The organism is Mucilaginibacter rigui (assembly GCF_014773275.1).
Taxonomy (GTDB): Bacteria; Bacteroidota; Bacteroidia; order Sphingobacteriales; family Sphingobacteriaceae; genus Mucilaginibacter; species Mucilaginibacter rigui_A.
In genome coordinates, this window is sequence record NZ_JACWMW010000006.1 from 16679 (window position 1) to 29155 (window position 12477).

At 43.8% G+C, this 12477-nt stretch carries 13 protein-coding genes; 4 read left to right on the forward strand and 9 right to left on the reverse strand.

Annotation, left to right across the window (positions count from 1 at the left end):
- Positions 1 to 24: 24 nt before the first annotated feature.
- From IDJ75_RS19440 to IDJ75_RS19465, 6 genes are all read right to left on the reverse strand, one after another.
- A complete protein-coding gene (locus tag IDJ75_RS19440) occupies positions 25 to 1800 on the reverse strand; it encodes a S41 family peptidase (protein WP_191177322.1) in 1776 nt (591 codons plus the stop codon).
- Between the two features lie 95 nt (positions 1801 to 1895).
- On the reverse strand, positions 1896 to 2297 hold the full coding sequence (locus IDJ75_RS19445; protein ID WP_191177323.1) for a hypothetical protein: 402 nt from the start codon (positions 2295 to 2297) through the stop codon (positions 1896 to 1898).
- An 18-nt stretch (positions 2298 to 2315) separates the two neighbouring features.
- Positions 2316 to 3335, reverse strand: a complete 1020-nt coding sequence (locus IDJ75_RS19450) for a hypothetical protein (RefSeq protein WP_191177324.1) — start codon at positions 3333 to 3335, stop codon at positions 2316 to 2318.
- Between the two features lie 74 nt (positions 3336 to 3409).
- Positions 3410 to 3625 carry a DUF2442 domain-containing protein gene (locus IDJ75_RS19455; RefSeq protein ID WP_191177325.1) on the reverse strand — a complete coding sequence of 72 codons (216 nt, stop codon included), beginning with the start codon at positions 3623 to 3625 and terminating at the stop codon, positions 3410 to 3412.
- 108 nt (positions 3626 to 3733) lie between these two features.
- Complete coding sequence (locus tag IDJ75_RS19460) at positions 3734 to 4459, reverse strand: YebC/PmpR family DNA-binding transcriptional regulator (RefSeq protein WP_191177326.1); 726 nt, start codon at positions 4457 to 4459, stop codon at positions 3734 to 3736.
- A 95-nt stretch (positions 4460 to 4554) separates the two neighbouring features.
- A complete protein-coding gene (locus tag IDJ75_RS19465; RefSeq protein ID WP_191177327.1) occupies positions 4555 to 5505 on the reverse strand; it encodes an NAD-dependent epimerase/dehydratase family protein in 951 nt (316 codons plus the stop codon).
- 161 nt (positions 5506 to 5666) lie between these two features.
- Between IDJ75_RS19465 and IDJ75_RS19470 the strand changes: the two genes are divergently transcribed.
- The 4 genes from IDJ75_RS19470 (at position 5667) to crtD (ending at position 9838) form a co-directional block, all read left to right on the forward strand.
- Positions 5667 to 6674 carry an aspartate-semialdehyde dehydrogenase gene (locus tag IDJ75_RS19470; protein ID WP_191177328.1) on the forward strand — a complete coding sequence of 336 codons (1008 nt, stop codon included), beginning with the start codon at positions 5667 to 5669 and terminating at the stop codon, positions 6672 to 6674.
- Positions 6675 to 6741: 67 nt separating this feature from the next.
- Positions 6742 to 7527 carry a hypothetical protein gene (locus IDJ75_RS19475; protein ID WP_191177329.1) on the forward strand — a complete coding sequence of 262 codons (786 nt, stop codon included), beginning with the start codon at positions 6742 to 6744 and terminating at the stop codon, positions 7525 to 7527.
- Between the two features lie 86 nt (positions 7528 to 7613).
- Positions 7614 to 8162, forward strand: a complete 549-nt coding sequence (locus IDJ75_RS19480; RefSeq protein ID WP_191177330.1) for a type 1 glutamine amidotransferase domain-containing protein — start codon at positions 7614 to 7616, stop codon at positions 8160 to 8162.
- A 203-nt stretch (positions 8163 to 8365) separates the two neighbouring features.
- Complete coding sequence (gene crtD, locus IDJ75_RS19485; protein WP_191177331.1) at positions 8366 to 9838, forward strand: 1-hydroxycarotenoid 3,4-desaturase CrtD; 1473 nt, start codon at positions 8366 to 8368, stop codon at positions 9836 to 9838.
- A gap of 261 nt (positions 9839 to 10099) precedes the next feature.
- On the opposite strand, the gene hemH is transcribed toward crtD, so the two are convergent.
- The 3 genes from hemH to IDJ75_RS19500 all read right to left on the reverse strand — a co-directional run bounded on the left by hemH (position 10100) and on the right by IDJ75_RS19500 (position 12476).
- A complete protein-coding gene (gene hemH, locus IDJ75_RS19490; protein ID WP_191177332.1) occupies positions 10100 to 11119 on the reverse strand; it encodes a ferrochelatase in 1020 nt (339 codons plus the stop codon).
- A gap of 89 nt (positions 11120 to 11208) precedes the next feature.
- Complete coding sequence (locus tag IDJ75_RS19495) at positions 11209 to 11904, reverse strand: fatty acid desaturase (protein WP_224746689.1); 696 nt, start codon at positions 11902 to 11904, stop codon at positions 11209 to 11211.
- Between the two features lie 68 nt (positions 11905 to 11972).
- Positions 11973 to 12476 carry a WG repeat-containing protein gene (locus tag IDJ75_RS19500; protein ID WP_191177333.1) on the reverse strand — a complete coding sequence of 168 codons (504 nt, stop codon included), beginning with the start codon at positions 12474 to 12476 and terminating at the stop codon, positions 11973 to 11975.
- Position 12477: the final 1 nt, after the last annotated feature.

A 12477-nucleotide genomic window follows, 5' to 3' on the forward strand; every position in this document is an offset into this window, starting at 1 on the left:
TAGCATTAATGATAATTACCGGTTTTAATTTTTGCTATTTATCATATCAATAGCCGCCTGCAGCATGGTATCCTTATCATTTAAAAGATCGGCCGCCAGTGGATGTACCACCTTATCAATCTTAACACCTTTGCGCTGCGCATGTGTGCCATCAGGATAAAAAATGGCATTGCCTGTAAAGTTGAACTCGTATCCGCCTGGCAGCGTCATCATCTTCTCGTCGCCATCTGCACCAGCCGATGTTTCGCCAATGGTTATGGCATCAGGGAATATACTTTGCAGGTACATGGTTTGAAACTCGGATAGGCTTAATGTTTCGCCATCAACAATTATTACCACTTTACCTTTGTATAGATGATGCCCGGGGTACATGCCCGGCCTGCGATAGGTTGATGAATCTGTTGATAAAACATATCTTCCGAAATCATCAAAATCTTGTTTGTAATAATGTGCAAAGAACTTACTATCCTGGCCGAATTTCTGATAAACAAAATTTAAAAAGCCGCCCCACTGCGGATAACCGCGCATATCAAAAATGATCCCTTTGCTTTTGGCAGCAATATTAAAAACAGAATCCATGGCCTCGGTAAATCTTGCTTCCGGTAAACTGTTGTTATACCTTATTATCTCTCCGATTTTAAACCTTACAATATCCGGGCTTACGTAATCTGTTTCAGAACCCTCGTAATCGGGCTTCATTTTCTTTTTAAGATAGTCTATAATAATTGGTAGTTCGTTCTGCCCCGCCCACTGCAATATTGCAGATTTTGATACGCCATTACGCTGATAGGTAATTCGGCTTTTCAGGCTATCGGTAACAAAAAGCAGGTTATTTTTATAAATACTTAAGTTATGCAATAAAGTACTGCGGTTTGATGCCGATATCAGTCCTGCCAATTCATTTACCCGCTGCTCTATGGTATATTTGCCAAAACCTGTGATAATATCGCCAGCTTGTATATCTGCTTTTTGGCACAACTCCGGTAACAATACTTTGGTAACCAGTATTTGTTTATCGCTCAGCAACTTAAAGTCGAACGGCGGAAAAAAGTTGGTTTGCAGTATCTTTTTAGCGTTCTTCATCTGCTTATAAAAGCGGAATGAATGGGTATCGCTAATAAGGGCACTCAGGTTAAGCAGCAATCTTTCGTGTTCAATACGTGTGCTGGCATTAACAAATAAGGGGATAAACTCTTTCACATCTTTACCCCAATTACTATCCATTAAGTATTTATGCGGATACAGATAATCAATAGTTGCAGCCATTTTGGCAAGCGTAAGCATACGATAAGCGTAAGGGATGTTCACACTATCCGCAAAAACATAAGGTTTTTCGTGAGGGATATCGGTACCGTAACTCTTCTCGGTGTAATAATATGGCAATGTACCGGCAAAGCGGTTCTGATAGATAAACTGCAGTTTTTGACCGATGGCCTTTGACAAATACTTATCCTTTGTAAACCAGCTTTGATCTATATTTTTTGTAAGGACTTTCTCGGTTGGTTGCTTTATGGGTGCCGGTAGCTTTTTGACTGTTCCCAATTGCTGAAGCATGTTTGAAATTGCCACGTTAAATTCAGCATTACTTTTTGCTGCATCTACCGCCGGTAAATTGCTCAGAAAAATGCTGTCGGCATCCATTTTGCCGGAAGCAATAGCAGGATGGTTATATTTTAAAAAGCCCCATACCTTAAAAAAATAATACTTGTTTTGAGTGGCATCATTTGTTTGTGCCGATACCGGACGGATGCACAACACCGTAAAACACAGAGCAATAATAAGGCAGACTTTAAGTTTCATAATTAAGCTATAGGGATTGTATAAAAGCATGACGCAACCGGATGAGAACCGTTACAGAACCGATGCTTTTATTTTGAAGATTGGCCAGCAAATTACTACCCCTTTGCGTACGGGTAATACACAAAATTTGCGCCCTCGGGTACAACCACAAACAGGCACATAAAATCGTTAGGGTTTTTATAGGTAGATAAGAAGCGTTCTTTCAGTTCGGTTTTGATGATGCCGCGCTCTACAAACTCTTCAATAGTTGATGCATGGATGCTCCATTCGGTATTCAGCTCTATCCTGTCCAGGATCAGTTCGCCCAGTTTAATTTCGTGCTGGTGAGCGATGAATATCGGGTGTAACGACAAGCCTTCTACCATGATCTCTACTGCAACCTCGCGGATAGACTCGTTAAAGAATTTCAGGTCGCGCTCTAAACTAACCAGCGGACTATCCTTTTTTGGTTGTTCTTTCCCCCCGGTTCTTTCGTTCAATAATTCTTCGGCGTCCATATCAATTTATCTTAAATATTATTCTTCGGGTTGTTGTGGTTTGGTTGTTTTGGCATTAAACCTTGGCTTAAAGCCAACTTTCGGCGCAGCCGGTGTTTCTGCAGGTGGCGTTGGTTCTATCACATCAGCCGGTTTATCTTCAGCAGCGGCTTGCTCAGGTACTACCTTTTCCCCTTCAGGGGCTTCAGCCGGTTTTGGCACCATAGCCTTCATGTTGAAACGTGGCTTAAAGCCGGGTTTTGGCGCTGTGGTTTTTTCTGCAGGTGCCGGTGTTTCTGCCATAGCTGCCGGCTTATCTCCTGTAGCAGTTAGTTCCACTTTTTCTTCCGCAGCCTCAGTTGGTTTTGCTGCCATCGTTTTCATGTTGAAACGCGGCTTAAACCCTGGTTTTGGCGCTACAGTTTCTGATTGTGCCGGTTCTGCAGCAGGCTCGGTTTCAGGTTTCGCATCTTCTGTTTCCGCAGGTTTTGGCGCAGCCATTTTCATGTTGAAACGTGGCTTAAAGCCGGGTTTCGGTGCTGAACCTTCTGATGGAGTTGTTTCGGCAGCAGGTTCCTGCTCTGATTTTGATTCAGCCGCTTCCGCAGGTTTTGGCGTTACCATCTTCGCATTAAAACGTGGCTTAAAGCCGGGTTTTGGTGCAGTAACCTCTGCCGACGCCCCGGTTTGCGGCGTGGCGGGTTGTTCAATAGCCGGGGCATCATTTTGCCCGGCAACAGGTTCTGCAGGCTTACTTACTATCCCCGGTTTAAACTTTGGTTTAAAACCTGTAGATGGTGCCGCGGTGCTATCGGTTAAAGTTTCAACAATAGTTTGCTCGGCAAGCTGGTTTTCCTGATGTATTTTCTCGGGCTTAAGGGCGGGTGCCAGGTGGTACTGCAACCTTAGCTTATTAAACCAGTATTTTTTGGTATGGTCGAAGCTTTTTTCGCCCATCTGGGTAAAGTGTTTTTCAAATTCGGCAAACAGGCCCGGCTCTGCTGCCCTTAAGGCAACCAGGTCTATCCGCTTCTTATTAAAAAACTCTTCGAAAGTCATGCTTTATTTAGATGTAAGAGCCAAGATACAAGACTAAGTCCTGGTTCTTGATTAATGGCTCTTGATTCTACATTCTACAATGCCACGTCCACATCCAGCGCATTAAAGTGGATGCCGGTTGGGGTTTGTTTCCAGTCTTCGCGCTCCTCGTCTGTAGCGTTCATCAATTTGGGGAACCACTCCAGCGGGAACGCCTGTTGCTTACCATCAGGTTTCTCAACAAAAAGCAAACCATTGGCAAAGGTTACCTTAACTTTTTTTTCCTGTTTGCTTGATGAGAATAGAGGCATGATGTATTAAGTCAAAAGTTTAAATTCAAAAGTCAAAAACCGGTCGCTTCAGTTGCACAGTCAGAGATTGCCACGTCACTACGTTCCCCGCAATGACAATTTTCTTTGTTACTCCGCCATATTATGGTAAACCGCCTGCACATCATCGTCTTCCTCTAAACGGTCAATGATCTTGAAAACATCAACAGACTGCTCTTCGGTTACCGATATGTTTGATTGTGCAACACGCTCCAGCTTAGCCGATTTGGTTTCGATACCTATCTCTTCCAACGCTTTTTGCATTTTACCAAAGTCTTCAAAAGCGGTGTGTAATACAGCTACGTCGTTCCCTTCTTCGTCGGCCTCCACAAAAAGGTCTTCAAGGCCGGCATCAATCAGTTCAAATTCCAGTTCTTCCAGGTCGCGGTCGCCCGGGTCAAACGTAAATACCGATTTGCGGCTAAATATAAAATCAAGCGAACCGGTTTTACCCAGTGTGCCGCCATATTTGGTAAAATAGCTGCGCACGTTGGCAACAGTACGGTTAAGGTTATCGGTAGCAGTTTCTACCAATATAGCCACACCGTGCTGCGCGTATCCTTCGTATACAATTTCTTCGTAATCTTTTTCATCGCGGCTGGTAGCGCGTTTTATGGCAGCTTCTACCCTATCTTTAGGCATGTTAACCGCTTTGGCATTTTGCACAGCTGTACGCAGGCGCGAGTTTGAATTAGGATCGCTGCCGCCGGCTTTAACCGCCATTACTATTTCTTTACCCAAACGGGTAAACTGCACCGCCATTTTAGCCCAGCGCTTAAATTTTCTTTCTTTACGGAATTCAAATGCTCTTCCCATATTGTTTGTAGCCCCCCAAGCCCCCTAAAGGGGAAGAAGGATTTTAATTTTTAATTTTCAAATATAACTATTCCCCCTTTAGGGGGTTAGGGGGTTTAAATAATCTTTTTCAGGTTTGTCAGCATATCCTCCGTTATCTTCGGAAGATCGTACTCTAAAGCCCAGCCCCAGTCTTGCTGCGCCTGTGTATCATCTATTGATTTTGGCCAGCTATCGGCAATTGCCTGCCTCGGGTCGCTATCTGTGTAGCTCATTTCAAAATTTGGCAGGTGTTTCTTTATCTCTTCGGCCAGCTGCTCAGGTGTAAAGCTGATACCGGCAAGGTTGTAGCTCGACCGGATCTTGATGCTTTCTGCCGGGGCATCCATCAGGCTAATAGTAGCACGTATGGCATCATCCATATACATCATGGGCAAAGCCGTTTGCGATGACAGGAAACCCTGGTATTTCCCCTGCTTTAATGCTTCGTGGAAGATATGCACGGCATAATCGGTAGTGCCACCACCCGGATTGGCACGCCAGCCAATAAGGCCGGGGTAACGGATGCTGCGTACATCCACACCATATTTTTCAAAATAATACTCGCACCAGCGCTCGCCGGCCAGTTTGCTGAAACCGTAAACCGTGTTAGGGTCCATTACGCAATATTGCGGCGTATTATATTGCGGCGAATGCGGGCCAAATACCGCGATAGAGCTTGGCCAGAAAACTTTTGCGGTTTTAAACTCCACGGCAAAATCAAGCACATGCAGCAGGCCGGTCATGTTCAGGTCCCAGGCCATCCTGGGTTTTTGTTCGCCTACGGCAGATAATATGGCTGCTAATAAATATACTTGTGTGGGGCGGTGCTTATCAAATAAATGATGCAGGTTATCTTTATCCAGCACGTTCGCAAACTCGAACGGGCCACTGTTACGGATGGCATAATTAGGGCTGTTTATATCTGATGCGATAACGTTTTCGGCACCATGAATGCCTCTTAATGCAGTTACCAATTCGGTACCTATTTGCCCATTGGCGCCTATTACTAAAATCTTTTCGCTCATGCATTCACGCGTTTGGCTACAAAGGTAAAAATTTGCATGAAAACCTTTAATTTTTACCAAAACAAAGGTTTATATACTAAATTGATAGACAAACTGGTGAATAAAACGAAAATTTTTCGCATATTTGGAGTTTAGTTTATTTAAATAATCACACAACAAAAATGAAAGTCGCAGTAGTAGGTGCCACCGGGCTGGTAGGCACTAAAATGTTGCAGGTTCTTGCAGAACGCAACTTCCCCGTTACAGAATTAATTCCCGTAGCTTCCGCTAAAAGTATTGGTAAAGAAATTACTTTTAAGGGTAAGCAGTTTAAGGTGGTTTCTGTTGAGGATGCGATAAAGATGAAGCCCGATGTAGCTATTTTTAGCGCGGGCGGCAGCACTTCATTAGAGCAGGCACCGCTTTTTGCAGCAGCCGGCATTACCGTTATTGATAACTCATCGGCCTGGCGTATGGACCCCACCAAAAAACTGGTTGTGCCCGAAGTAAACGCTGATGTTTTAACAGCTGATGACAAGATCATCGCTAACCCAAACTGCTCAACTATACAAATGGTAGTGGCCTTAAAGCCGCTGCACGATAAATATAAAATTAAACGCGTTGTGGTATCAACCTACCAGTCGGTAACCGGTACCGGCGTTAAAGCGGTTGAACAACTTTTCAATGAGCGTAAAGGTATCGATGGGCCTATGGTTTATCCTTACACTATCGACCTGAACGTGATACCCCAAATTGATGTATTTACCGAGAACGGTTATACCAAAGAGGAAATGAAAATGATATTGGAGACCAAAAAGATAATGGGCGACGATAGCATCAAAGTTACTGCAACTACCGTGCGCATCCCGGTTATGGGTGGGCACTCAGAATCTGTAAACATCGAATTTTTGCACGATTTTGACCTGAGCGAAGTACGCCAGCTATTAGCCAACTCGCCGGGTATTGTGGTTGTGGATGATACCGCAAACCTTAAATACCCAATGCCGCTTGACGCGCACGACAAGGATGAAGTTTTTGTAGGCCGCCTTCGCCGGGACGAAACACAGGACAACACCCTTAACTGCTGGATAGTATCTGACAACCTGCGTAAAGGCGCCGCTACCAACGCGGTACAAATTGCGGAGTATTTAGCTGCTAAAAACCTGATTGGGCAGGCTGTAGAGGCGTAGTTAGAGATTTGTTTTTCACCACATATTTAATAGGGATGATCTGATGATTATCCCTATTTTTATTTCAATGAAAACTCTTAAAATATCATTGTTCGTTGCCTGTTGCTTTATTTCGGCAACTTCATTTGCGCAAAGCGCAAAAGCTATTGAGGCCGATCTGTTAAGATCGTTCAAAAAATTGGAGTATTGGGATGATAAGCAGCGCAAAGGGGTTGATGGGGCAAGCGATTCGCTGGAAACAGCAAACGATGTGTTCGATTCTAAAATAAAGGGCTATGCTATAAAATATCCATCAACTATTGCCGAGCCATTCACTTCGTTAAAGAAAGCCCACCTGGATATTTTCACCTCTGATGATGGTTTGTTCAGGATCTACTCATGGGAAACCTGGATGGGTGGCACCATGCGCGATTTTTCTAACCTGATGCAATATAAAAACGGGCAGGTAACCAAAGCTACTTTGTTAACCAGCAATCAGGACAACTATATTCCATTCTACTCTAATTTATACACGTTTAAAACGGGTGGCAAAACTTATTACCTGGGTATATATAATACCATTTACTCTACCAAAGATGTGGGAACGGGCATCAGGATATTTTCTATCGAGAATGGGAACTTAAACAGCGATACAAAGATTATTAAAACCCAGTCGGGCTTAAAAAGTAAGATCTACTATAGCTATGATTTTTTCTCGGTGGTTGATATAGCATTTGAACTAAGGCCTACCATTACTTTTGACGCTGCAACCAAAACAATAAAAATACCGCTTATAGGTAGCGAAGGTAAGGTAACCACGAAATTCATTACCTATAAATTTAACGGGCAGTATTTTGAGAAGATGAAAAGTTAGCCAAATCTTAAATTTCTTAAAACTATAAAAAATATCATCTGTAGTTAATATACATCTAAATGTATAATCTATAAAAAACTACAGTTATGGCTGATTTAAGTAATAAAAAAGTAGCAATACTTACCGAAGAAGGATTTGAGCAGGTTGAATTAACCAGCCCTAAGGAAGCACTGGAAGCCGCGGGTGCAACCGTGCACATTGTATCACCAAAAAGTGGCAAAATAAAAGCCTGGGATAAAGACAAATGGGGCATTGAGGTTGATGTAGACAAAAACCTGAGTGATGTTAGTCCGGATGATTATGACGCGCTGGTATTGCCCGGCGGCGTACTAAACCCCGATAAGCTGCGCCAAAATAAAGATGCCGTTGCTTTTGCTTCAGCATTTTTAGACGAAGGCAAACCATTAGCAGCAATTTGCCACGGCCCGCAGTTGCTGATAGAAACCAACATGCTGAAAGGCCGCAGGCTTACCTCTTACCCATCCCTGCAAACCGACCTGAAGAACGCCGGCGCTGATTGGGTTGACGAAGAAGTAGTAACAGATAATGGTTTAGTGACCAGTCGCCGCCCTGCCGACCTGGAGGCCTTCAATAAAAAGACTATTGAGGAAATCGCTGAGGGGGTGCATGTGTAAGCCTTAACATTTAAAAACTATGTCATTGCGAGAAGCGTAGCGACGTGGCAACCTCACAGTACAAGCGGAAATGCTGAGATTATTAATAAATTTAATTTTACTTCAAGGCATTAATGAGCTCCCCACGGTTGGTTGTCCACGCTATCGCTCGCAATGACATTTTTTTTACCATCACTGCGAGGGTTCTTCTTATCTTTACCCCCATGCCTCAACAAAAAGCTGTAATTATTGGTGCCGGTATAGCGGGCATAGCTACGGCTATCCGTTTGGCGGTTAAGGGTTATGCGGTTAATGTTTATGAGGCAAATGGTTACCCGGGTGGCAAACTCTCGGAATTTGAACAAAGTGGATACCGCTTTGATGCCGGGCCAAGCCTGTTCACTATGCCGCAATATGTTGATGAACTTTTTGCGTTGGCCGGTAAAAACCCTGCCAACTACTTTACCTACCAAAAGCTGGATGTTGTTTGCAAATACTTTTACGAGGATGGCACACGCCTAAGCGCTTATGCCGACACCAAACAGTTCGCTGAAGAGATAGAAACACAAACCGGCGAACCTGCCACAGCCGTTATAAAACATCTGGCCAATAGCCGGGATATTTACAGCATTACCAATCATGTTTTTTTAGAGCGATCGCTGCACAGGCTGAAAACTTATTTGCGGTGGGATACTATCAGATCGATATTCCGTTTCCCGCAGATTGATCCGTTCCGCACAATGCACAAGGCTAATGCATCAGGATTTAAAGATAAGCGTGTAGTACAGTTTTTTGACCGCTATGCTACCTATAATGGTTCCAACCCATACCAGGCGCCTGCCACTCTAAATGTGATACCACACCTAGAGCATCATTTCGGCGCGTATTTCCCTGATGGGGGTATGTACAGCATCACCAAAAGCCTGGTAAAACTGGCAGAGGAGTTGGGCGTAAAGTTTTATTACAATTATAAGGTGGATGAAATTGTTGTGATTAACGGTAAAGCTAAAGGCATCCGTGCAAAAGGCGAAAATGTATTGGCTGATGTGGTAGTATCAAACATGGATATATGGTTTACTTACAACCGCTTGTTGAGTAAACACCCGCAACTGCACCCGAAGAAAACCCTAAACCAGGAGCGCAGCAGTTCGGCATTGATATTTTACTGGGGGATAAAAAAGCAATTCCCTTTGCTTGATCTCCATAACATATTTTTTAGTGCTGATTACAAGGCCGAGTTTAAGCACATCTGGCAACAACAGGATATTTACCACGACCCTACTGTCTATCTCAATATAAGCTCGAAATTAAAACCGGATGATGCACCGGATGGTTGTGAGAATTGGTTTGTAATGATCAATGTACCCGCCAATAACGGGCAGGATTGGGAGAGGCTGATAACCGATGCAAGGACTAATATCATCGCCAAGCTATCCCGTTTGTTAGGAGAAGATCTGCCCCCCCTAATTGTTAACGAAAGCATCCTCGACCCGCGCAGTATAGAGAGCAGGACATCATCATACAAGGGGTCAATATATGGCACCAGCTCCAACAACCAGTTCGCGGCGTTCTTGAGGCATGCTAACCAATCGTCAAAAGTTGAAGGCTTATATTTTTGCGGGGGAAGCGTGCATCCCGGTGGTGGGATACCGCTTTGTTTGCTATCGGCTAAGATAGTGAGCGGTGTAATAAATTAACCATCACCCTCTTTTATAAAAACAGTTCATTTCGAGGGGAGCGCAGCGACGAGAAATCTTGTTCATTATGCAAGTTTACCCGCCGTTGTTGGTATTGTCACCAACAAGCCGCCATGCTTGTTTACTACCTAACTAAAGTTGTTGGTGACAATACCAACAACGGCGAAATAAAATCGGGGTGCGAAGCAATCTCCGGATATGGAAAGCTACCATGCATAGTTCTGAGATTGCTTCGTACCTCGCAATAACGTGCGGGGAAAGCTATCCCTCCAAAACCATTTTCTCCAGCGCTTCAATCCATTTTGGAGAATCGTTCAGGCTTTCCACCAACTGCACATGTTCGCCGCCCAGGGCTTTAAACTCGTCGCCATATTCGGTAGTTACTTCATAAACAGTTTCCAGGCAATCGGCAACAAAGGCCGGGCAAAATACCAACAGGCGTTTTTTCCCTTCTTTGGCCAGTTGGGCAATTATCTCGCTTGTATAAGGCTGCACCCATGGGTCGCTGCCCAGGCGCGATTGAAAACAAACGGTGAACTTCTCTTTCGGAAGGTTCATCTTATTGGCTATCAGTCGCGCGGTATCATGCGATTGTGCCGAGTAGCACAATTTGTTGGTATCATTTAATGTGCTGCAGCAACCATCAACCTTCAGGCAATAGCTGTTGGTATGATCGCATTTTTTTAGCTGTCGCTGCGGTAACCCATGAAAGCTAAACAGGATATGATCGTAGCTATCGGGGTTATACTTCTGCGCGTTATCGGCAAAGGTCTCTATCATAAGTTCGTTATCATGAAACGAGTTAAGGAATGAGATAGTGGGGATAGTTTGCCAATCTTTTATCAGGTCCATCACCTTTTCCTGCACCGAACCGGTACTTGCCGATGCATATTGCGGGAACAACGGGATCACCTGGATATCGCTTACCAAAGCATCTTTTAAACGCTGTAAGGCCGATTCGATAGATGGGCTTTGGTAACGCATGGCCAGCTCAACCATATAGCCATCGCCAAGGCGCTGCTGTAAAGCTGCCTGCTGTAGTAAGCTGTAATGCAATAACGGCGAACCGGTTTCTTTATCCCAGATGGCTTGGTAAAGCTTTGCAGATTTTGGTGCCCTAAAAGGCACTATAACCCCTTTTACCAAAACAGTACGCAAAGCGGCGTTAATGTCAATAACGCGCCCATCCATCAAAAACTCGTTTAAATACTTACGTACATCCGCTGTCGACGGACTATCCGGTGTACCTAAGTTTACCAGTAAAACTCCCTTTTTTGCCATAATTTATAAGAGGTGCAAATGTAATAAAAAACACCCTAACCAATTGTGACGGCAGTCATTATTGCAAAATGATGATACCGTAGCTACGCTTATTCAGCCCGCCCTTCAGGGGGCTGTGGGGTTGCCCACAATTTCCACCAGGGTACCCACGGTGCATCATGGTGTTCGTAATGGTACCCAAAAAAGTAGCAGCTAAAAAATGCCAGGAAATGATTACGCTTTAAGCTTCGCGACTGGTGCTTGTTATCGTGTTCTCCTTTATGAGGCAAATATGTGCCGAAATAGAATAGCTGCAAAGTGCTCATTAACGATGGCACCACCCAAAATAAGATCAAATTAGGCTGTGGCACCCATATCTTAAAGATGTTGAACAATGCGGCCATCACCACAATTTGCCAAATGGACAAGTAATTACGGATGAACCTTGTATACCAGCTAAAAAAGCCTCCGTTGTGGTAATCCGGGTCGCCATCGGTATGTACATGGTTGTGGTGCTGGTGGTGTTTAGTATATAACTTAGGGTACCAGAACGATGCGTACAAGGCTGTACAAATAAAACCCACTGCGTTGTTTATATACTTATTGGGTGCAACGGTACCGTGCATAGCATCATGCGCCGTAATGAACAGGCCGGTGTATAAATGCATCTGCAATAAAACAAACAGGTATAACAATGGATTTGTAAAATTAACCCGCCACTGCATTAGCAATATAGTTGATGTAACCCAACTGCCAATAACCAGCAAGGCAATAAATAACCCGGTATATGATGGTGATCTTTGCAAAGTATCCTTTTTAATCCCGTCTGTATAGGGAGTATATATTATTAGCAAATAGCATGCTGGCTTTATAACTAATTAATGCGTTTGCCTGTTTTATCTATATAAAACCAATCGCTGCTCTCCCAGGCAAAATGCTCATCGCCTGCGGGTACCGTTTTACAATTAAAGCTTACTTTGGCCCGCCCTTTTTTAAACGGATACGCGCAGCCAAATTGCGGCTTTATAACCACCCGCCCGTTAGTATCAGCATAACCAAGCTTGTTATTTTTTATTATGCGGTAGTAGCCCTCAACTTCGTAGTCGGGCCCGTTATCAAATAAATAAGGTTCAAATAATACGTTTTGGTGTTTATCTATTGCTATTAATCGGTTCTGCCGGTTTACAACAAATGCAACTTTTTTAAAAGTATCGGTATAGCATATTTTATACTTGCCCAGGGGAATAACAGTATCGTGACGGACATCTATATAGCCTGACGCCCCACTTAACGTATCCTCTACCCGGTACAGGTAGTTGTTTGATTGCCTTTTGCATGCACAAAACAGTACAAGCAAAGCTATCATTAACCTTTTCATA